Source organism: Murimonas intestini, from assembly GCF_024622195.1.
GTDB classification, from domain to species: Bacteria; Bacillota; Clostridia; order Lachnospirales; family Lachnospiraceae; genus Murimonas; species Murimonas intestini.
On the sequence record NZ_JANKBI010000018.1, the window covers coordinates 103426 to 125658 of the forward strand.

General features: G+C 45.2%; 17 protein-coding genes. 6 read left to right on the top strand and 11 right to left on the bottom strand.

Translation table 11 applies throughout. From position 1 onward, the window contains the following. Window positions 1–569: 569 nt before the first annotated feature. Together NSB28_RS20575 and trxB are read right to left on the bottom strand one after the other, a co-directional pair. On the bottom strand, window positions 570–2090 hold the full coding sequence (locus NSB28_RS20575; RefSeq protein ID WP_109748410.1) for an NlpC/P60 family protein: 1521 nt from the start codon (window positions 2088–2090) through the stop codon (window positions 570–572). 197 nt (window positions 2091–2287) lie between these two features. Further along, the gene (trxB, locus tag NSB28_RS20580) at window positions 2288–3208 is read right to left on the bottom strand and encodes a thioredoxin-disulfide reductase (protein WP_109748409.1); all 921 of its coding nucleotides are present in this window, start codon (window positions 3206–3208) and stop codon (window positions 2288–2290) included. 166 nt (window positions 3209–3374) lie between these two features. On the opposite strand from trxB, the gene NSB28_RS20585 reads away from it, so the two are divergent. Next, window positions 3375–3764, top strand: a complete 390-nt coding sequence (locus tag NSB28_RS20585; protein WP_109748408.1) for a Fur family transcriptional regulator — start codon at window positions 3375–3377, stop codon at window positions 3762–3764. A 116-nt stretch (window positions 3765–3880) separates the two neighbouring features. Next, window positions 3881–4426, top strand: a complete 546-nt coding sequence (locus NSB28_RS20590) for an NADH peroxidase (protein WP_109748407.1) — start codon at window positions 3881–3883, stop codon at window positions 4424–4426. 132 nt (window positions 4427–4558) lie between these two features. On the opposite strand, the gene NSB28_RS20595 is transcribed toward NSB28_RS20590, so the two are convergent. From NSB28_RS20595 to NSB28_RS20610, 4 genes are all read right to left on the bottom strand, one after another. Next, on the bottom strand, window positions 4559–5158 hold the full coding sequence (locus tag NSB28_RS20595) for an ECF transporter S component (RefSeq protein WP_109748406.1): 600 nt from the start codon (window positions 5156–5158) through the stop codon (window positions 4559–4561). 112 nt (window positions 5159–5270) lie between these two features. After that, entirely contained in the window at window positions 5271–6854 is a 1584-nt protein-coding gene (locus NSB28_RS20600) for a DEAD/DEAH box helicase (protein WP_109748405.1), read from the bottom strand. A 238-nt stretch (window positions 6855–7092) separates the two neighbouring features. After that, window positions 7093–8250, bottom strand: coding sequence for a toxic anion resistance protein (locus NSB28_RS20605; protein ID WP_109748404.1), 1158 nt, complete (start codon window positions 8248–8250; stop codon window positions 7093–7095). Between the two features lie 43 nt (window positions 8251–8293). After that, window positions 8294–9547 carry a 5-bromo-4-chloroindolyl phosphate hydrolysis family protein gene (locus NSB28_RS20610; protein WP_109748403.1) on the bottom strand — a complete coding sequence of 418 codons (1254 nt, stop codon included), beginning with the start codon at window positions 9545–9547 and terminating at the stop codon, window positions 8294–8296. A 240-nt stretch (window positions 9548–9787) separates the two neighbouring features. Here NSB28_RS20610 and trhA point away from each other — a divergent pair, with 240 nt between their 5' ends. Further along, window positions 9788–10543 carry a PAQR family membrane homeostasis protein TrhA gene (trhA, locus tag NSB28_RS20615; protein WP_109748402.1) on the top strand — a complete coding sequence of 252 codons (756 nt, stop codon included), beginning with the start codon at window positions 9788–9790 and terminating at the stop codon, window positions 10541–10543. A gap of 105 nt (window positions 10544–10648) precedes the next feature. Here trhA and NSB28_RS20620 read toward each other — a convergent pair whose 3' ends face one another. The 5 genes from NSB28_RS20620 to ileS form a co-directional block, all read right to left on the bottom strand. After that, on the bottom strand, window positions 10649–10915 hold the full coding sequence (locus NSB28_RS20620) for a GIY-YIG nuclease family protein (protein ID WP_109748401.1): 267 nt from the start codon (window positions 10913–10915) through the stop codon (window positions 10649–10651). Window positions 10916–11179: 264 nt separating this feature from the next. Continuing rightward, on the bottom strand, window positions 11180–11956 hold the full coding sequence (locus tag NSB28_RS20625) for a M23 family metallopeptidase (RefSeq protein ID WP_109748400.1): 777 nt from the start codon (window positions 11954–11956) through the stop codon (window positions 11180–11182). 131 nt (window positions 11957–12087) lie between these two features. Further along, window positions 12088–13020, bottom strand: coding sequence for a SpoIID/LytB domain-containing protein (locus NSB28_RS20630; RefSeq protein WP_109748399.1), 933 nt, complete (start codon window positions 13018–13020; stop codon window positions 12088–12090). A gap of 66 nt (window positions 13021–13086) precedes the next feature. Next, window positions 13087–15555, bottom strand: a complete 2469-nt coding sequence (locus NSB28_RS20635) for a glycogen/starch/alpha-glucan phosphorylase (RefSeq protein ID WP_109748398.1) — start codon at window positions 15553–15555, stop codon at window positions 13087–13089. A gap of 119 nt (window positions 15556–15674) precedes the next feature. Then, complete coding sequence (ileS, locus tag NSB28_RS20640) at window positions 15675–18794, bottom strand: isoleucine--tRNA ligase (RefSeq protein ID WP_109748493.1); 3120 nt, start codon at window positions 18792–18794, stop codon at window positions 15675–15677. A 495-nt stretch (window positions 18795–19289) separates the two neighbouring features. Between ileS and NSB28_RS20645 the strand changes: the two genes are divergently transcribed. The 3 genes from NSB28_RS20645 to NSB28_RS20655 all read left to right on the top strand — a co-directional run bounded on the left by NSB28_RS20645 (window position 19290) and on the right by NSB28_RS20655 (window position 22116). After that, a complete protein-coding gene (locus NSB28_RS20645; RefSeq protein ID WP_109748397.1) occupies window positions 19290–20360 on the top strand; it encodes a DUF2974 domain-containing protein in 1071 nt (356 codons plus the stop codon). 13 nt (window positions 20361–20373) lie between these two features. Next, entirely contained in the window at window positions 20374–20856 is a 483-nt protein-coding gene (locus NSB28_RS20650) for a QueT transporter family protein (protein ID WP_109748396.1), read from the top strand. 348 nt (window positions 20857–21204) lie between these two features. After that, window positions 21205–22116 carry a hypothetical protein gene (locus tag NSB28_RS20655; RefSeq protein ID WP_330665414.1) on the top strand — a complete coding sequence of 304 codons (912 nt, stop codon included), beginning with the start codon at window positions 21205–21207 and terminating at the stop codon, window positions 22114–22116. Window positions 22117–22233: the final 117 nt, after the last annotated feature.

The following is a 22233-nucleotide window of genomic DNA, read 5'->3' on the forward strand; positions in this document are numbered from 1 at the left end:
GATAACTCAGTGCATAACTCTATTTTAACTGTTTTTACCTCTGATTTTATCCCAAACCCATGTGGATAAATGTAGATTATTCCCACATCTGCAGCAAGGTCCTGCCGCAGTTTTCTCGGTTTTTTTGTGCATTTTGACACCGCTATTTCCACAAAAACCTCTGTCAATCCCCTTTTTGGGCTTTTAAATATTCTATATATTTCCACTATCGTCTGTTAATTTAATTTTTTGAATAACACTTTATTCCTGCTCTGTAAAGCATATAATTCATACTCCCGTTTTAAGCAGCATCCTCTGTAACACATTTAAACACGTCATGCAGGCATTTTAATGTGCTTATGGTTAAGTTGATAGTACGGGCTTTTATTTCTCTCCAAAAGCCATTAAAACGTTCTATATCGATCATGCCTTGTCCTTATAAAGTATATGCGCTTAAATGAATTTTAGGATCCCTGAATCATGTTCTTTGCAGTAAATACACAGACCTGTTGAATAGTTACTTTAATTACTATAACATAAGAGGCACTGCATTTTGCAGTGCCTCTTAGTTGATCTACTCAATTATTTAATTAACCAATATAATTTACTATGCTTGTCGGCTGTCTGTAGTTCACATCCGAAATAATGATTCCGGTGGAAGGTGTACTTGCATGTACTACCTGGCCATTTCCGATATACATACTTACATGTCCGATGCCGTAGTCTCCGTCACCGCTGTAGAATAACAGGTCACCCGGCTGTATCTCACTCATGCTGATCTGTGGTCCGCTTACTGACTGTGCACCAGCTGTACGCGGGATAGAGATTCCGAAGTTTCCTAATACCTGCTGTGTAAACCCTGAGCAGTCTACGCCGCTGTATAAGTCATTTCCGCCCCAAACATAATTTCCGCCTACGAACTGAAGTGCAAAGCTTACTATCTGCTCTCTCAGTCCTGCATTTGTACTCGGCGCTTCTGTCCACTCTGTTTCTGTTGGAGCTTCTGTCCACTCCGTTTCTGTTGGAGCTTCCGTCCATTCAGTAGATTCTGTAGGTGCTTCTGTCCATTCCGGTGCTTCCGTCCACTCTGTTGGAGCTTCTGTCCACTCTGTAGATTCTGTAGGCGCTTCTGTCCATTCCGGTGCCTCTGTCCAGTCTGTTGACTCTGTAGGCGCTTCTGTCCAAGCTGGTGCTTCTGTTGGAGCCTCTGTCCACTCTGTAGGTGCCTCTGTCCAAGCCGGCGCCTCTGTTGGAGCTTCTGTCCACTCTGTTGACTCTGTAGGTGCCTCTGTCCAAGCCGGTGCTTCCGTAGGAGCTTCTGTCCAGTCTGTAGGCGCCTCTGTAGACGGTGCCTCTGTCCAGCCTTCTGTACTATTATTCTGTGCCTGCTGTTCAGCTCTTGCGGCCTCATCAGCACGCCTTGCTTCTTCAATGGCTTTCTGGTAATCTTCTTCCTGTTTCTTCAGTCTTGCCTGTTCTTCTTCAATAGATTCTGCTTCTGTGAAAACTGTCTCACACTCTACATAATCTCTTGCCACATATCCTTCAACGTCATCATCAACAGTAACTTTAACCCAGTCGCCACTGTCATCAACAACATTTAACTGCTCTGAATCTCCCACCATTGCCAGTACATCTGAATCCTGGTTAGAATCTGAACGCACCATCAAAGTGGTAGTCTTAACTGTCGCTTTCTTCTGCCCAACTTCCTTTGCAAGCTCTTCAGCAGCCTGTCCTGTTACAAAATAATCAGATTTCACATAACCTGTAACAGACCCTGATGAAATCAGGTACCAGTCGCCTTCCTTAGCTAAAATCTTTGCTGCAGAATTATTATAGAGTTTGCCAAGCACTTCCCCTTCATCCGTGCTTGCCTGATCTCTGATATTTACGTATTCATCAACCTGTGCGATCGCTGTTGTATCAAACTCAGACGGTGCAGATGTTTCCGGCTGCGTATTCTGAGCTTTACTCTCCTGTTCCGCAATCTTGGCTGAACCGCCGGCTAACGGCACTTCAAATCCGGCCGCCAGAGAAACGCCGCCGTTTCCTGCGAATGTAATTGCACCTGCGAGGCAGCATGCCGTTACTTTCAAGATTCCCTTTTTCATTATTTATCTAACCTCCATATGTATCACTCATTTGTTACAGAATTGTTAAATTTGTTACACGGCTATCATAACAAATCTACTGCCTTTTGTCAACCATATATTAAATATTTTTTAACTCTGAAATAAACCTGAAATAATTTAATGTGGTTACTAATTCAGTCCAATTAATGTGACAAATAAGGTACATATTGGTTATCTTACAAAAACATTAAATAATTCTGAGCAGATGTCACAGCATTTGCCCCGTCCGAAGCGGCTGTCACGATCTGTCTGAGCATCTTAGTCCTTACATCCCCTGCCGCATAAATCCCTTTAACACTTGTCTCACAGTCTTCCCCCGCAATAATATACCCCTGAGGATCCATATCCAGCATACCCTTAAAGAGTTCTGAATTGGGAAGTATACCCACTGCAATAAAGACTCCATCCACCTGAAGTTCGGATCTGCTTCCGTCTTTTTTATTTTCTATAGAAATAGATTTTACATTATCTTCTCCCCTGATCTCATTAACGACAGTGTTCCACAGTACTTCTATATTATCCTGCGCAAATAGTTTTTCCTGAAGGCTTTTGGCTGCCCTGAATTCCTCCCGGCGGTGGAGCACATAGACCTTCTTGCTTCCTCTTGCCAGAAAAATGGCATCTTCAACTGCCACATCTCCTCCCCCTACAACAGCAACTGTCTTATTTTTGAAAAATGCCCCATCGCATGTTGCACAGTAGGAAACACCCATTCCTGCAAACTCTTCTTCACCAGGCACACCCAGCTTTCTGTGCCTCGCTCCCGTTGCAATAATAACTGTTCTTGTCAGTATTTCAGCTTTATCCGTCTTTATTTTTTTCAGTGTTTCTTCTATAATAATGTCTTTCACTTCAGCTGTCATAAATTCTGCTTCCAGATTCTTGGCATGTTCATGAAACTTCATACTCAGATCCATACCGCTGACACCGGAAATACCGGGGTAATTATCAACCTCATACGTATTTATTACCTGCCCTCCGCTGACATAGCTCTTTTCCAGAACTAAGGTATCAAGCCTTGCCCTCTGCGCGTAAATTGCTGCAGCCAGACCGGCGGGTCCCGATCCTATAATCACTAAATCATAAATTTTATCCATTTTCCTGCTCCTTTCAAACTACTGATTTACAAGCCACTCTGCAACATGTCAATAATAACTATTATATACTATCTGCAAAATTTTTTACATAAGATAATTGACAAAATGAAATTTTAGGCTTATACTTATATCAGTAACAATTATCATTATCGAAAGGAGGAGAGCTATGCCGAAGCTGAAATACAGCAAACAGCGTGAATCCATAAAAGAATTTCTGGCGTCCCGGACTGATCATCCAACGGCTGATACTGTTTACATGAATATACGTGAAACATTTCCCAATATCAGTCTTGGAACTGTATACCGGAATCTTTCTCTTTTATCGGACATTGGAGAGATCATGAAAATCACTACTGGTGATGGTGCAGACCGCTTCGATGGGAATACAACCCCTCATAACCATTTCGTGTGCACAGAGTGCCACAGTGTCATTGACCTGGAAATGGACAGTATAGACAACATTGTTGAAATTGCAGGAAGGAATTTTGATGGGCATATTGCTGGATATGTAACTAACTTCTATGGCGTTTGCGGAGACTGCATAAAAAAATCATAAATTTCCAAAAACCTCTTGACAAAGTAAGAGAAATGTAGTAAATTAATATCAGTAATCATTACTGATTTAAAACAACTAAAAATTAAAATATTATAATAAGAAAAGGAGAAATTAAAATGGCTAAATTTGTATGTAGTGTATGTGGTTATGTTTATGAAGGAGAAAAAGCACCTGAGGCATGTCCGATCTGTAAGGCACCGGCTGAAAAGTTCATCGAGCAGAAAGGCCAGATGGAATGGGCAGCAGAACACGTAGTAGGCGTTGCTAAAGGCGCTCCGGATGATATCATCGCTGATTTAAGAGCAAACTTTGAAGGAGAGTGCTCAGAAGTTGGTATGTACCTGGCAATGTCAAGAGTTGCTCACAGAGAAGGATATCCGGAAATCGGATTATACTGGGAAAAAGCTGCTTTCGAAGAAGCTGAGCATGCATCTAAATTTGCAGAACTCTTAGGCGAAGTAGTTACAGACAGCACAAAGAAAAATCTTGAGATGAGAGTAGAAGCTGAAAACGGCGCTACAGCTGGTAAGTTTGATCTTGCAAAACGCGCTAAAGCTCTTAATCTGGATGCTATCCATGATACAGTTCATGAAATGGCAAGAGACGAAGCAAGACACGGAAAAGCTTTCGAAGGTCTGTTAAAGAGATATTTCAACAAATAAGTTATCCAAAACACCTAAATATTAAAACAGCATAAACGGCATTTATGCAAAAAAGCGGGAATCTGTATTATTACAGTCCCGCTTTTTTATATATTTTCGTAACTGTTCAACCTTCACAGTTACATGTTTCCTTTATCTGCTCCCCACGTGCACCAGCATATTCGACTTCTGCAGAACAGGTCTCAGTGCATTATAGACTGCCGCCACTAACACTACTGAGATCACTGCATTTATAAATGTAGTTGCCGTACTCCACTTTGCCAGTACTGAAGCCATCTCCTGAGGCTGCCCCAAAATATACTGCTTATAGAAATAACCTACAAGCGGATCAGCCACAACGTTAAATGCAAGCCCGCATATAGATGCGATGGTACTCCATTTAAAAATGTACTTTTTATCCTGGCTGTCTCCAATATGCGCAATATGGTGTGCCACGAATCCCGTGATAAGCCCAATACAGAGCTTCAGTATAAAGGTCTTTGGAGCGCCTACGATGTAAACAGGGTCCAGAAGATCTGCAATCGTCATCCCAACTGCACCGGCCAGTCCGCCGTATCCGCCGCCCAGGAGCAGTGCAGCCAGCACACAGAAGGCATTTCCTATGTGGATAGACGTGGCATCCCCTCCCGGCATGGGTATCTTTATCTGCAGAAAGGTAAAGCTCACAAAGCAGAGCGCAGCCATCAAAGCCGTCTGGGCTAATTTCATAACAGTGCTGTTTCTCTTTTCCATAACATTTCCTCTTTTCTGTAAATCTTTTCACAGGAGTTATGTTATCACCAATCTGGTTTAATCGAAATAGCCAGTTATGATTTTTTTGACCAGTCCAGTTCTTTTCTGCTGTTTATTTTCTGTTTGCCGGCTCAATGCTGATCAGCTTTCCTTTTATCTTAGCATGATCCATGGCATTTAAGACATCCCTGGCATTCTCTCTTGGCACTTCCACAAATGTGTATTTGTCAAACATATCTATACTGCCCACAAGACGCCCCGGCATTCCTGATTCTCCTGCAATTGCTCCCAGGATATCACCAGGCTTCACATTCTGTTTCTTTCCTATATTAATGAACAGACGGACCATTCCTTCTTCTGCACCAGTATCACCGAAATCATATTTCTCCTCCTGTGCTGTGATCTCCTGTCCCATCTCCCTCTTTAAGAAAGCTGCCGCCACATCCATGGCTGTGTAGTCCTCTTCATTGATGTTCTGCTCCAGCATATTAATAATAGAAGAAAGATCTTCATTCTGGATGATCTGCTTAATTTCCCCAAGTACATTGTCTGCCTTTATAGCGGAGACATCATCCAGTGACGGTATCGGCTGTGCATAGATCTTAGTCTTGCAATACCTCTGTATATCCTTAAGCTTATACACTTCCTTGCCAACTACAAAAGTAAATGCTTTACCAACCCTTCCCGCACGTCCTGTACGCCCTATACGGTGCACGTAGAACTCATCATCCTGGGGAAGATCATAATTAAATACCGCCTCAACATCGTCCACATCAATTCCCCTGGCCGCCACATCAGTTGCGATGAGGATCTCTGTCCTCCCGTTGCGGAAGCTGTTCATGACCCTGTCTCTCTGAGACTGCTTCATATCACCATGGAGGCCTTCAGCAAAGTAACCCCTGCCTTTTAAATCTGCCGCCAGTTCATCCACCTTTTTCTTAGTATTGCAGAATACAAGAGAAAGCTTAGGATTATACATATCCAGAAGCCTTGAGAGGACCTCCTCCTTATTCTTCTGTTTTACTTCATAATAATACTGGTCAATGTTGGACACTGTAAGCTCTTTTTTGACCACCTTGACCATCTGGGCATCTTTCTGGTATTTATCTGTGATATCCAGAATAGGCTTTGGCATTGTGGCTGAAAAAAGAACTGTCTGTCTTTCTTCCGGAACTTCGCTCAGGATCGTCTCGATATCCTCACGGAAGCCCATATTAAGCATCTCATCTGCCTCATCCAGGACAATGGTATGCACCTGATCCCACTTTATGGTCTTTCTTCTCATATGGTCCATAACACGGCCCGGAGTTCCGATGATAAGCTGAACTCCGCTCTTGAGGGACCGTATCTGCTTGACAATGTCCTGTCCTCCGTAGACAGGGAGAATCTTAATTCCGTGCATGAAATTCGCAAGCCTGCGGATTTCCTCTGCAACCTGGATGGCAAGCTCTCTTGTGGGACAGAGGATCATAGCCTGAAGCTTCTTATTCTTAGGATCAATCTTCTGCAGCAGAGGTATACCAAATGCAGCTGTCTTTCCTGTACCTGTCTGCGCCTGCCCGATTATATCTTTTCCTTCCATCATCACCGGGATAGCCTTAGCCTGTATGGGGCTGGCCGCCTCAAATCCCATCTCTGTTACCGCTCTTAATATCTGGTCGCTGAGCCCAAGCTCATCAAATCTTATTGTTTCCATATTTCCACCTTTCTTTCCCTGCAGCTCCGATTTGGCGCGACGCTTTCATGTTATTGGAAACGGTTCCTGCTTCCCGGAACATGAAAACGCCCTGCAACACATCGCTATGTACAGGGCTAAAACTCCATTTATCATATTGTTTCTATCCACTCTAGACAGTGCAAGCGCTATCATAGCACGAAAAGCACTGTATTGTCAAGGGGAGAATCCGGAACTGTAAATAATAACCAGCCAGCAATTATCTCTGCAGCTGAAGAAGCTTACTCTTAAGCTCTCCTTCCATGCGCTGCATCTCAAGCTCTGCCTCCTGGCGTTTCTGCCGTCCCTCCTGCTGGATCTTCATGACCTCATCCAGTGTAGAGATCAGAGACTCATTGGTATTTTTCAACGTCTCTATATCTACGATACCGCGCTCGGACTCCTTAGCTGTCTCGATACTGGCCAGCTTCAGTGTCTCAGCATTCTTTCTGAGCAGTTCATTTGTCATGTCTGTAACTTCCCTCTGTGCCTTTGCAGCCTGTGTAGAGTGGGCCACACCCAGGGCCAGTACCATCTGGCTCTTCCAGAGAGGGATGGTGTTCACAACTGTTGACTGTATTTTCTCTACCATCATTGTATCATTATTCTGGACAAGGCGTATCTGCGGCGCCGTCTGGATGGAGATCATCCTTGTCAGCTCCAGGTCATGAAGCTTCTTCTCAAAGCGGTTGCACATGGCATCCAGATCCTTGGCAGCCTGCGCATCCTCCGGAAGACCTGTCATCTCTGCCTTCCTCATCAGCTCAGGAAGTTCCCCTGCCCTTACCTTTTCCAGCTTCTTCTTTCCCGCTATGATGTACATGGAAAGCTCTTTGAAGTATGTCTTATTCAGCTCATACATCTTATCCAGTACAGCTATATCCTTCATAAGAGTGACCTGCTGGTTCTCCAGGGCCTCACAGATTTTTCCCACATTCACCTCAGCTCTGTCATATTTAGCTTTCATGGTCGTCAGCTTATTCGTGTTCTTTTTGAAAAATCCCAGGAACCCTTTTTCTTCCTCGTCTGCATCGAAGTTCTTAAGCTCTGTGACCACTCCTGTTAACAGGTCACCGACTTCCCCCAGATCCTTAGTGCGGACATTATCAAGGGCAGCCTCTGAAAAGTCCGCCATCTTCTTCTGCGCACCAACACCGTACTGCAGGATCATCCCTGAATCACGCAGGTTTATCTGCTCTGCAAAAGCATCAACCATATTTTTTTCTTCTGCTGAGAGAATACTCTCGTCAAATTCCGGTTTCTGGGCCGGAGCTGCCTGCACCGGTTCTGCCGGTACCTCCTTAGCCTGGGGTGTATCCCCGAACGGGTTCAGCGTAAGAGTAGGGGATGCCTGAAATTCTTTAAATTCTTCACTCATAATTGTATCCTTTCCATCTACTGTTTCTCTTGTTCACTTTCAATCAGCCGACTTTTCCTGACTTACCTTTGTCAAACGCCGAGTTTGTCAGACCCTCCTGAGCCAGCATCGCCTGGAGAACTGATATATCAGAGGAAATATCCCACGCGGTATCCTGGAAAAAGCTGTCCAGAAGATTCTCAAATGCCTGATTTATAGTATCCAGCGTATCTTCTATCTCCTTTTTAGAGCTTACGATATTCGCCCCCTGTATAGGCTGGGCATCCAGCTCCTCATATGCATGAAGCAGTTTTACTGTGGTCGGCAGATAATATTCCATAAACTTTCTCATATCCGCCGCTAATTCCGGCTCATTCTCAACCTTAGCAAATATCTTGCGGACAATCAGCTCCATCTTGGATATCTTCTCAGATATCTCCTCACCCGGAATGGCATCGTTGCATTCATGGATCTCCCTGATGTATGCCTGCCCTTCCTCTATCATCTTGCGGGTATCCTGAGGGATATCGCCTTTTGCCGTCTGTTCCTGACGCCTCTGTTCTTCCTGGCGCCTCCTGTCTTCCAGCTGATGCTGTGCCTCCAGATACTGATCATATGCATCCTCTGTGACGATCAGACAGGTATTCTGAGCGTCCACATGTCCCTCAATAAACATGCGTCGCTTTATCATATCCTTTACATCCTTTAATACAAAACTCTCTGATTTGCCTACCTCTTCAGCGAGGCTCTTGATCGGACAGAATGGCTGCCCCCTCAGTTCTCTTATATAGGCGCGGAATCTGTTCACTCTGCCCAGCAGTCCGGCTCCCTTGCCTACCATAAAGCCGCCTCCCACTAAAAATGGAAGCATGATTCCGATAGCGATCTTAAACCCTAAATACATTTCCCCGCCAAAAAGCGAGATCAATAGTAATACAAGGGTTGCTATCCCTGTTCCCGCCGTGAGGATACCTCCCACTACAGAGAGTGCGATTCCCGCTGCCGACGCTGCGCCTGTTCCCGCAAAATACGGGCTGGCCTTCCTCGTCTTTGTGCTGACGTCAAAAGGGCTGGCGTTCTGGTCAGGACGCCTTCTTTCCCATGGGTTCTGCGGCTGCGGCCTGGGTCCCTTTGGCCCCTGGCTCCCCATCCCCATATTCTTTCCTGCCTGCTGAAACCCTTTATTTATATTCTGCATCGCATCGTTTATGGTGCGGTTAATAGACTGATTTAACTGTTGAAAATCTTTGGAATCTATGGCTGACTGCACCATATTTCTTATATCATTCCCTAGATTTGACCAGTCCTGATGTGCCATGTTATCCCTCCTGTTCAAACTCCTGCATCTGTTTAGCGCAGGGCTCTTTTTACAGCCAAAAGCGCGTTATCTAAATTATATATGATTCTATACAAAAATACAATGAAAGTTATTGTAAAAAATGCTTGATTTTTTCTTATCCAGGGTATAATATAACTATATCAGCAAGTAGTATTCAAAACTACGTGTCGATATATAGTATCCACATGACACGTTTTGTAATTGCAAGGAGGATTTATTATGCCAGACAAATCAAACACATCAACAATAAACGCAGCCACCTTTAAGAATGCAGGTAATACATCAAATAACAGGTATACAGACAGGTCACGCGCTAAAAGAAAATTCAGCCTGAAGGATCCGGGAAGCGCTATCACACATTTTATTGGTATGGTCATGGCTGTAATCGCCGCTCCTTTTCTTATTATTAAGGCTGCAAATGTCCCTGGTAATGTACATGTCATTTCGATGGTAATCTTTATCCTGAGTATGATCTGTCTCTATGGCGCCAGCGCCACATATCATTCTCTGGACCTGACCACCAGGACAAACCGGATCCTCCGCAAAATAGATCATATGATGATTTTTGTCCTGATTGCCGGTTCTTATACACCTGTCTGCCTGATAGTTCTTGGCGGCAGCTTTGGACGTTTTATGTTTTATCTTGTGTGGGGAATCGCCCTTGCCGGAATACTCATAAAGGCCTGCTGGATAACCTGTCCAAAATGGTTTTCTTCCGTATTATATATCGGTATGGGCTGGGTATGCATACTGGCATTCACACAGCTGCTTGATAAGCTCTCTCCCGCTGCATTTGCATGGTTGCTGGGCGGAGGCATCATTTATACAGTGGGTGGAATCATATACGCTCTAAAAGTACCCCTTTTTGATCTGAAGCATAAAAATTTCGGCTCCCACGAGATCTTCCATCTCTTTGTTATGGCCGGAAGCATCTGCCACTACATTTTCATGTACTGTTATGTAGTTAACATGTGACATCAGGAATAACAAAATCAGCAGTCCAGGTAAAACTCCCGGACTGCTGATTTGTTATTCTCATATCATATACATATGCGCACACTTCCGTAATCTTCCATCAGATCAGTCTGCCTTGGTCTGTCCCTCCTTCAGAAGCTGCTGCTTTTTGGCACGGCTCATATGCTTGATCTCATATTCACGGTGCATGGCTTCCTGCTTTGTTTTAAATACTTCATAATATGCCACAGAGACAGGAGTGCGCCCTTTCGTATATTTTGCCCCCTTGCCTGCATTGTGGTCTGCCACACGCTTGTCCAGGTCATTTGTCCATCCCGTATACAAGGTGCCGTCGCTGCACCTCAGGATATACGTATAATTCGTCTTTTCCACTTTTCCTCCACAGCATCCCGTCTATGTAAAGCGCGCACATTCTCCGGGATGCCAGGCATCCTCAAATTAATAAAACATGCACGCCCTCTATAAAAAGCAATCGAACATAAAAAGTATTTCACCCAGGGATTCAGATGCCAAAGTCATTCTGTCTCCATTTTGCCGCCTGTATAAACCTTCGATTGCGAATCCTCAGGGGTTTAATATAGTATACTCCAAATTTGGACTTTTGTGCAAGGAAAGGCTTATACAGTTTTCCTGTCTTTACTCCAGATAAAGGAACGGGTCCTCGGGAACGCCTTCTTTATTCATCTGGAAATACAGGTTAGTTCCTTCTTCACAGTAGTATTTTGTAGGTTCGCTGACATATCCTAAAAGAGTACCTGTCTCAACAACATCACCCACATTTACTGTCACTCCCTTGAGCTGGCCGTATACTAATTCGTAGTTATTTCCTATATTCATCTTAATTGTGGTTCCTGTCTCTCCGTCAACATCGATAGATTCCACGATCCCTTTTGCGGCGGCCACTACCTGTGAATCCACGTCGCATCCAATGATCAGGGCCGGATTGTATTTATACTCATTTAAAGTCTTGTAGTACACTGTCGCATCCATGCTGTAATCCATCAGTACCGTACCTGCCACCGGCCATGTGAGTGCGTCTGAATCTGTAAAATTCACTGTGGGCTTAATGTTGGCCGAAGCATCAACCAGGCCTTCTGTCTGTTCCTCTTTGGCTGTGTCCTTGTCATCTTTTAATGATGCCGCTTCAGACTCAGAAAGTACGTCCGCATTGTTAGCTGCCTCTGCTTTTTCTGTTTCCTTATCTTCTGTTTTTGTAATGCCTTTTACTGTATCCCCATCCTCTTCGCCGGCAGCTTCATTTAAATCAATCAGCCTTTCCTGCTGTTCCTTTGCCTTCTCTACTTTATTAACCGCATAGAGCGCTGAAAACCCTGCTGCACCCACGAGACAGAGGCTTAAGGTTACAATAGTTCCTCTCTTTTTCATAAAATCCACAAACTTATTTTTTCGCATATTCTTCACCTCTACTATAATCAATTAGTTCATTTATAGCATTTCCATCTCGTGAAAGAATATACAGCGATTAATTTATGTCTTTTATAAATTTTCTATTACTGCTTCTGTAACTGCTGATCATTTATATTTCAGAACTGTTCAGCTTTTTTGACCAATACTGTTCCGGGGAAGTACGCTGCCAGGATCTCACTGTATGTACTTCCTCCTTCCGCCATCTGCTCCGCTCCGTACTGGCTCATCCCAAGTCCGTGTCCAAGACCTTTTGTGATAATGGCTACAGCTCCGTTCCCTGCCTCCATGGTAAAACAGCTGGACGGCAGATCCAGAAGCTTTCTGAACTGCTCACCCGGCATGACCGTATCTCCCACCTGAATAGAAAGTACATAATCAGAGCTGTCTCTGGATAATATTTTTATCTGAAGACGCTCTGCGCTGTCCCCGGACTGTGCCACACTCAGCTGCGGATATTCTGTCCTGCATTTTTCCACGATCTGTGCAGGAGTGAGTTCCACACGTTTCAGGTAATCTGCGGCCCTGACATCCTGGCTGCTGTCTACCTGTACAAGATATGGGTACTCGTCTGACTTCAGGGCTTCAGAAGCATTCCTGGTGCTCCCGGAGCTGATGGCGTGAAAGGAAGCCATTATAGGCCTGTCCCCGTAACACAGGATCTCATCCTTTGTAGATTCTGCTGCCGCCAGTATCTGTTCTGATATCCCTTTTTCTTCCATCTGGGCGACTGTCATGTAGGGTTCGCCCGGCACATAGGCCTCCTGTCTCTCAAATCCTTCTGCCAGATTAGTCCTGACAATGACTGCCTGGGCTTTAAGCGCTTCAGGGCTGCTTTTAGGATCCATCTGCATTGCGAGGACTCCGGCCGTATAATCTTCAAAAGCTATTTCCCTTACACCGTCCCCTGTATCTACGGTAATGATATCGCCGGATGCTCTCTGGGCTATAAATTTCTCCCTGTCGTTATAGGATATCATCCACGTCAGGACATAGGGCAGGCATATCATTATAAATACTACCATTAAAGCAATCTGAATTTTATTTTTCACACAAAAATACCCCGTCCCTTTTTAGCAGTATATGCAAAATGGGACAGGGTATTCCTGTTTATATTTTTAACTGTTCAATGCCTCCACAGTTACATGGTCCAGATGCCAGATCTCATCCACATACTGCTTGATAGTACGGTCAGCTGTGAATTTTCCGCTGCTGGCCATATTTAAAATAGCCATCTTTGCCCAGCGCTCTTCATCCCTGTAAGCCTTCTCTACTTCCTCCTGAGCCTTTGCATATGACTTAAAGTCTGCCAGGATGAAATAAGTATCAGCTCTGTCGCTGCTCTTTGTGTTCAGCAGTGAGTCGTAGATCTCCCGGAACATGTTCATATCTCCATTAGAGTATTCTCCATTGATCAGCTGCATCAGCACGCGGCGGATATCCTGGTCGCTGTTAAAATATTCCATGGGGTAATAGCCGCCATTGTTTTCAAAATTAATGACTTCGTCAGCTGTCAGGCCGAAGATAAATGCATTCTCCTCACCGACTTCCTGTACTATCTCCACATTGGCGCCGTCCATAGTACCCAGTGTTGGGGCACCATTCAGCATAAACTTCATATTTCCTGTTCCTGATGCTTCCTTGCTGGCAGTTGATATCTGCTCAGAAACATCAGATGCCGCAAATATCAGCTCTGCGTTTGAAACACGGTAATCTTCAATAAACACAACCTTCAGCTTGCCGTTTATGGATCTGTCATTATTAATAACATCTCCCACTGAGTTGATCAGCTTAATAGTCTGCTTTGCCCTCTTATAGCCTGCTGCTGCCTTTGCACCAAAGATAAATGTCCTCGGATAGAAGTCCAGCTCCGGATGATCCTTGATCTTATTGTAGAGATACATCACATGCAGAATATTCAGAAGCTGGCGTTTATACTCATGGAGCCTCTTGACCTGTACATCAAAGATTGAGCGCGGATCTACATCGATGCCATTGTGCTCCTTAATGTATTTTGCCAGACGCAGCTTATTCTGATACTTGATGTTCATGAATTCCTGCTGTGCCTTCTTGTCTTCCGCATAGATCTTCATCTTTGCGATCTGAGGCAGGTCTGTGATCCACTCGTCTCCGATATGGTCTGTCACCCAGGATGCAAGCAGCGGATTGGCATGGAGAAGGAATCTTCTCTGTGTTATTCCGTTGGTCTTATTATTGAACTTCTCAGGCATCATCTGATAGAAATCCTTCAGTTCCTGATTTTTCAGGATCTCTGTATGCAGCTGTGCAACACCGTTTACAGAATAACCGGCAGCGATAGCCAGGTGCGCCATCTTGACCTGTCCGTCATAGATAATTGCCATCTTGCGCATCTTCTCATGATTGCCCGGATATTTCTTTTCGATCTCATTTACAAAGCGGCGGTTGATCTCCTCGATAATCTGATAGATTCGCGGAAGCAGCCTTGAAAACAGTTCAATCGGCCATTTTTCCAGTGCTTCAGCCATGATTGTGTGGTTTGTATAAGCACATGTCTTTGTAGTAACTTCCCATGCCTCATCCCACTCCAGGCCTTCCTCATCCAAAAGTATGCGCATCAGCTCAGCGATGGCCACTGTAGGATGTGTATCATTTAACTGGAAGGTTGCCTTTTCATAGAATTTACGGATATCTGTATGTTTCTTTTTATATTTCTCAATTGCTGCCTGGACACTGGCTGAAATAAAGAAATACTGCTGTTTTAAGCGCAGCTCTTTTCCTGCATAGTGGTTGTCATTTGGATAGAGCACCTCTACAATGTTCTTGGCCAGGTTCTCCTGCTCCACAGCCTTCTGGTAATCACCCTTATCGAAGGAATCCAGCTGGAAGTCATTGATAGCTTCCGCATCCCACACACGCAGTGTATTTACTACATGATTATTGTAGCCCACGATGGGGATATCATACGGTATAGCGCGGACACTCTGATATCCCTCCTGGATAAATTTATTCCTTCTTGTCTTCTCATCATATTCAACGCGCACATAGCCGCCGAATTTGACTTCTTTTGCATACTCAGGACGGCGCAGCTCGAAAGGATTGCCATCCTTCAGCCAGTTGTCAGGCACCTCGATCTGATAGCCATTCTCAATTTTCTGCTTGAACATCCCATAGCGGTAACGGATCCCGCATCCGTAAGCACAGTAGCCCAGTGTGGCAAGTGAATCCAGAAAGCATGCTGCAAGACGTCCCAGTCCTCCGTTTCCAAGAGCCGCATCAGGCTCCTGGTCTTCTATCATGTTCAGGTCAAAGCCCATCTCATCAAGTGCTTCTTTGACTGCCTCATAAGCTGTCAGATTGATCAGATTATTGCCCAGTGCACGGCCCATAAGGAACTCCATGGACATATAATAGACCATCTTGGGATCTTCCTTCTCATAAACCTTCTGGGTAGCCAGCCAGTCATCAATGATGACATCCTTTACCGTATAAGACACCGCCTGAAACACCTGCTGAGGTGTTGCCTCATCAATTGTTTTGCGGTACAGAGTCTTTACATTTTCTGCAACACTTTTTTTGAATTCTTCTTTTTTGAAATTCTTGTTCATACTGAACCTCCAATTTTTACAGCTCATACTGCAGCGGCCTAAAATGTCTACACTTTCTGCCTATATTAACGGCGGCCCGTATTTCTGTTTCTAATAATATTTGTAGCTCTCAGCTATCTTCATAATTTTTCGACGCCCATATTTACAGTCTCTCCATTGATGCTCCATTCCTTCACATATCCATTGACAGAGCCGATCACTACACCTTCTGCCAGCACCTCCTGACAGATATCAGCCTCATGGGCGCTCAAGATACCTGCTATCCTGTCATTCCCTTGGGCATAGACTGTAATCTTATCCATTACTTCAAAACCTGCCTCTTTACGCATGGTCTGGATCTTGCTGATCAGCTCGCGGACGAAGCCTTCCTCTATGAGCTCAGGGGTCAGATTTGTATCCAGCACAACAGTGATCTCGCCTTCCTGCATGGACACATGTCCCTCTGTCTGGGCTGTCTCGATCAGCAGATCTTCCTCTAATAATACAACCTCTGATCCGTTTATGTCAAGTTTGAGCGAACCATTGGCCTTCAGCTCATCCATGGCAGCGTTTCCGTCAAGGGCAGGAAGAGCCTGGCGGATACCGCCCAAAAGCTTGCCGTACTTAGGTCCGACTGTCTTTAACTGAGGCTTGAAGCTGTAGGAAGTAAAGCTTCTCACATCATCCGTGAATTTGACTTCCTTCACATTCAGCTCTTCCTTTACAATATCGGCAAAATACTCCGGCAAATCAAACGGTGCTTTTACAAACATCCTGCTGATCGGCTGGCGGTTCTTTATATTGGCGGTATTTCTGCATGCGCGGCCCATAACGACAATTTTCAGGACCTCATCCATATTTGCTTCCAGGTCCTTGTCGATCTTTGACGTGTCTGCCTGGGGATAATCGCACAGATGGATGCTCTCCGGAGCCGCCTTGTCAATACTGCGCACCATGTTCTGATAGATATCCTCTGTCATAAACGGGATCATGGGAGCTGCCACCTTACATACATTGACAAGAGCTGTATAAAGCGTCATATATGCGTTGATCTTATCCTGCTCCATACCTTTTGCCCAGAAGCGTTCACGGCTGCGGCGCACATACCAGTTACTCATATCATCCACAAAATCCTGCAGTGCTCTGGCTGCCTCCGGGATCTTATAATTGCCCAGGCTGTCATCTACTGCCGCGATCAGGGTATTCATCTTCGAAAGCAGCCACTTGTCCATTACAGGCAGCTTATCATAATCAAGTGTATATTTAGTCGCGTCAAAATTGTCAATGTTCGCATAGAGCACAAAGAAAGCATATGTGTTCCACAGAGTACCCATGAACTTGCGCTGGCCTTCCATAACGGCCTTGCCATGGAACCTGTTGGGCAGCCACGGCGCACTGTTGCTGTAGAAATACCAGCGGATAGCATCAGCCCCATATGTCTTGAGTGCGTCAAACGGGTCTACTGCATTCCCCTTTGACTTGCTCATCTTCTGTCCGTTCTCATCCTGCACGTGGCCGAGGACGATAACGTTCTTATACGGCGCCTTGTTGAAGATCAAAGTTGAGATTGCCAGCAGGGAATAGAACCATCCCCTTGTCTGGTCCACAGCCTCTGAAATAAAGTCTGCCGGGAACTGCTGCTCAAATAATTCTTTATTCTCAAACGGATAGTGATGCTGTGCAAAAGGCATGGAGCCTGAATCAAACCAGCAGTCAATAACCTCCGGCACTCTGTGCATAGGTTTGCCGCATTTTGGGCAGCGTATCGTCACCTCATCGATATATGGGCGGTGCAGCTCGATGTTATCCGGGCAGTTATCAGACATTTCTTTCAGTTCAGCGATACTGCCCACTGAATGCTGATGGCCGCATTCACATTCCCATATATTCAGCGGAGTACCCCAGTAGCGGTTACGGCTGATCCCCCAGTCCTGTACATTCTCCAGCCAGTCCCCGAAGCGTCCTTTTCCAATGCTCTCAGGTATCCAGTTGATCGTGTTATTATTTCGGATCAGGTCCTCCTTCACGGAGGTCATCTTTATAAACCAGGATTCTCGCGCGTAATAGATAAGCGGAGTGTCGCATCTCCAGCAGTGCGGATAGCTGTGCTCAAAGTTTGGCGCAGAGAACAGAAGGCCTCTCTCCTCCAGATCTTTAAGCACAAGGGGATCTGCCTTCTTACAGAAGGTACCTGCCCAGGGAGTCTCCTGAGTCATCTCACCCTTTGCATCAACAAGCTGCAGGAACGGAAGGTCATATTTCCTTCCTACATTGGAGTCATCCTCACCAAATGCAGGCGCGATATGGACTACGCCTGTACCGTCAGTCAGTGTTACATAATTATCACATGTAACATAATATGCCTTTTTCTGTAATTCCACAAACGGGAAAAGAGGCTCATACTCTTTATATTCCAGATCAGTGCCTTTATATGTCTCCTGCACTTCATAGGCCCCTTCGCCAAGAACCTTGTCACAGAGAGCCTCTGCCATATAGTAAACTGTTCCGTCTTCGTTCATCCTGACTCTGACATATGTCTCATCAGGGTTCACACAGAGAGCTACGTTAGAAGGAAGTGTCCACGGTGTTGTGGTCCAGGCGAGAATATAGGCATCCTCCCCCTTCACTTTGAATCTGGCGATCGCAGAGCGCTCCTTGACATCCTTATAGCCCTGTGCCACTTCATGGCTGGAGAGCGGCGTGCCGCAGCGCGGGCAGTACGGAACGATCTTATATCCCTTGTAAAGCAGTCCCTTTTCCCATATCTGCTTCAGCGCCCACCACTCTGACTCGATAAAATCATTATGGTATGTCACATAAGGATTATCCATATCAGCCCAGAATCCGACTGTACCAGAAAAATCCTCCCACATTCCCTTATACTTCCAGACACTCTCTTTACAATGTTCGATAAACGGTTCAAGCCCGTATTCTTCAATCTGCTCTTTTCCGTCCAGTCCCAGCATTTTTTCAACTTCCAGCTCCACGGGAAGACCATGTGTATCCCATCCGGCCTTTCTTGGAACCATCTTACCCTTCATTGTCTGGTATCTGGGTATCATATCCTTGATAACACGTGTCAGCACGTGTCCGATATGTGGTTTTCCGTTTGCAGTAGGCGGTCCGTCATAGAATGTATAGGACGGCGCACCCTCTCTCTCCTTGATACTCTTCTCAAAGATCTCGTTTTCTTTCCAGAACTCTTCAATTTTCTTCTCTCTGTCCACAAAATTCAAATTTGTAGATACTTTTTCGTACATAAATTGACCTCCTGTCCAAACAAGGAACCTGCCTTCCAGGCTCCTGCCGCCGCGCATCCCCCAGAGGGTTTTTATCTTATAGGAGACTTTGTTTCCTATAAAATAAAAAACTCCCGTCCTGTAAAAGGACGAGAGCATATACGCTTCGTTACCACCTGTTACAACATACTATCATACGCGTTCCTTTTAACGGCGGAAAACCGTCCTGACTTACTTACCGCACCTGCAGTATTCAGCCGGAAACTCGGAAGTGATTTTCAGCCCGCCTTACTCGTGCCAGGCTTCCACCATCCCCGGCTCTCTATATCTTTCCAGCTGACTTACTGTCTTCGTCGCAGTCTTTTCTTCTATCGTAAGGTTAATTATAAGACAAGCCGGCTGGAAAAGTCAAGGGGGATTTTGAGTTACCGGTCACGGAATGACCAGTAACGATTTTGAGTTTATGCCTTGACCGCCGCCTTCCTCTGCTGTACTATTAAAAAGAGGTGACAGAATATGGGAAATACCATTGATTATATAAAAGAATATGGAATGCATACATTTTCAGAAGCAGAGTTCAATCCTGTAGACAGCCTGGTGCTCTGCCAGATTGCCTATATGAAATTCGACAGGATGGCCGGAGGGCTCACTGATAAGCAGCCGGATATACGGCTGATGGATCTGGCGACTCATCCTGACCTTTCAGAATTATGCAGGGTGGAGATGTATGAAGAAGAATATGCAGCTTTCTATGAGGCGCTCCGGCACAGCCGGCGCTTCCGTAACCTGAGAATGAACTTCTATGAAAACAATGTTGATGAGGAAAAGGAGACTCAGTTCTCAGCTATCACATTTTTCCTGGATGATAATACGGCATATGCTGCATTCCGCGGGACAGACGAGACTCTGGTCGGATGGAAGGAAGACTTTAACATGGCCTTCATGTATCCTGTCCCCATGCAGGAAAAGGCTCTGCGTTACTTTATGGAAGTATCCAGGGTATTTAAGGGAATGTTTTATCTTGGGGGACATTCTAAAGGAGGCAATGCGGCTGTCTATGCCGCTGTGAACAGCCCTCCCCTGCTCCAGGACCGCATAAAAAACATCTACTGCTTTGACGGTCCGGGATTTATGGATGATATCTACAGGACCATCGGATATATCCATATCTCACACAAGATAATCAAAATCGTTCCTGAATCCTCACTGATCGGGATGCTTCTCCAGAACAGGGCGAATTATAAGGTAGTTAAAAGTACGGGCCGTGGGATCCTGCAGCACGATGCATTTACCTGGGTGATCGAGAACGGACGCTTCTGCTACAGGGATGAGATCTACAAGACTTCCATCTACCATAACAAGAACCTGAACGGCTGGATAGAAGCCCTGAGCGAAGAGGAGCGGCATAAATTTGTAGACAGTCTTTTTCAGATCATTAAGGCCACGGAGGCTTCCACACTCCCTGACCTTGCTATAGATCCGCACAAGAAAGCTGTCACCATACTGGAAGCCATAATAAATATGGACGATGATACAAGGGAATTCATGCGCCAGGTCATTGGCATGCTGTTCCTGAAAAAACACTGACAGGAGATACACAATGAGACACAAAAGAGTAATTTTTCTGGTACAGGCTGCTGCCATAGGCGCCATTTATGTAGTCATGACCCTGCTGTTCGCTCCGTTTGGTTTCGGAGAGATACAGGTCAGGCTGGCGGAAGCGCTCACCATACTCCCATACTATACGCCTGCAGCCATCCCCGGCCTCTTCATAGGATGCCTGATCGGCAATATTATGGGAGGGGCCATTCTGCCGGATATTATCTTTGGAAGTCTGGCCACTCTGCTGGCCGCCTGCGGGTCTTATCTGCTGAAAGGCCGCAAATACCTGGTGCCTCTTCCGCCTATCCTGGCAAATACAGTAATTGTTCCCTTTGTACTGTTCTACGGTTACGGGATCAATCTGCCCATCCCCCTGATGATGCTGACTGTGGGTATCGGGGAGTTCTTGTCCTGCGGTATTCTGGGGTCCTTTCTGCTGGCAGCTTTGACGAAGTACAAATCCCTGAATTTGTTTCATTGAGTGAAGCTTATAGCAATAATACAGTATGTGCCATCCATTCCTCGCTCTACTGTATCATAGTCTGCCATATTTCCCCCTTTCGCCTCTAATCTCCTAAACAGCAATTTACTCTGGCACACTCCCCCCACCTGTGTTAAAATATCAGTAAAGCATTTAGTTCCATTTCTATCCTGCGGCTTAGGGCTTTTTTCAAACAGGCTTTGCCGTATCTGATATCATTTCTGCCGTCTGGCATCAAAAGGAAATCTCAATGCTTAAATCCCAATTCAACAGGCAGGAGGGTTCCTTGATGAAGACGCAGATGCTTCTCCATGGGATGCCTGCCACATTTAAAAGGAGGCTTACACTATGGAAAAGCAAAGTAACGTAACAGGGAATCTGCAGGGTTATGCAGATCAGGAAAAAAGAAAAGGGGGGATTAACCGCACTTACAAATCACGGCTGTTTGAAATGATATTCAGCAGCAAAAAAGAACTTCTAGAACTGTATAATGCTGTGAATGAGACCAGTTATGAGAACCCGGAGGAGCTTGAAGTCAATACGCTGGAAAACGCTATTTATATGTCTATGCGTAATGATCTGTCATTTATAATTGACTCAAGGCTGGCACTCTATGAACACCAGTCCACATACAATCCAAATCTTCCTCTGAGATTTCTGATGTATGCAGCGAACCTCTATTCCAATATGACAAAAGACAGGAATTTGTATGGGAGCAGGCCGGTCAAACTGCCGGCACCCAGGTTTGTAATATTTTATAATGGACTGTCAGAACAGCCGGACCGTCAGATTATTAAGCTTTCAGATGTATATGAAGTGCAGGATAAAGAAATATCGCTGGAATTAAAAGCAGTGATGCTGAACATAAACAGAGGCCATAATGAAAGGCTAATGGACAAATGCAAAACACTGAAGGACTACAGCATTTATGTGGATAAGGTACGGGAATATACAAAATCAATGACGCTTGAAGATGCTGTGGAGAAGGCGATAACGGAATGTATCGAGGATGATATTTTGGCAGAGTTTCTGAGAAATAACCGAACGGAGGCAAAGAATGTGAGTATCTTTGAATATAATGAAGAGAAACATATGAGACAGGTAAAGGAAGAAGGCAGAGAAGAGGGCGAAGCGTACACTTTAGAGCGGGTGAACCATTTAATCAGGCTTCTTGCCAGTCAAAACAGAACCGAAGATATAGTCAGGGCGGCAAGTGACAGAGAGTGGCAGGAGAAGCTGTTTAAAGAATTTGGATTATAGATGATTTTGAGGGAAATTGCTGTTTAGCTGATTAGAGGCGGGAGGACGCTTTGCATTTTAGGCTGTGAATCAGCGGGAGGGGCAGGCGGGCAGGAGGATTCGTGGTTCAGTCCAACC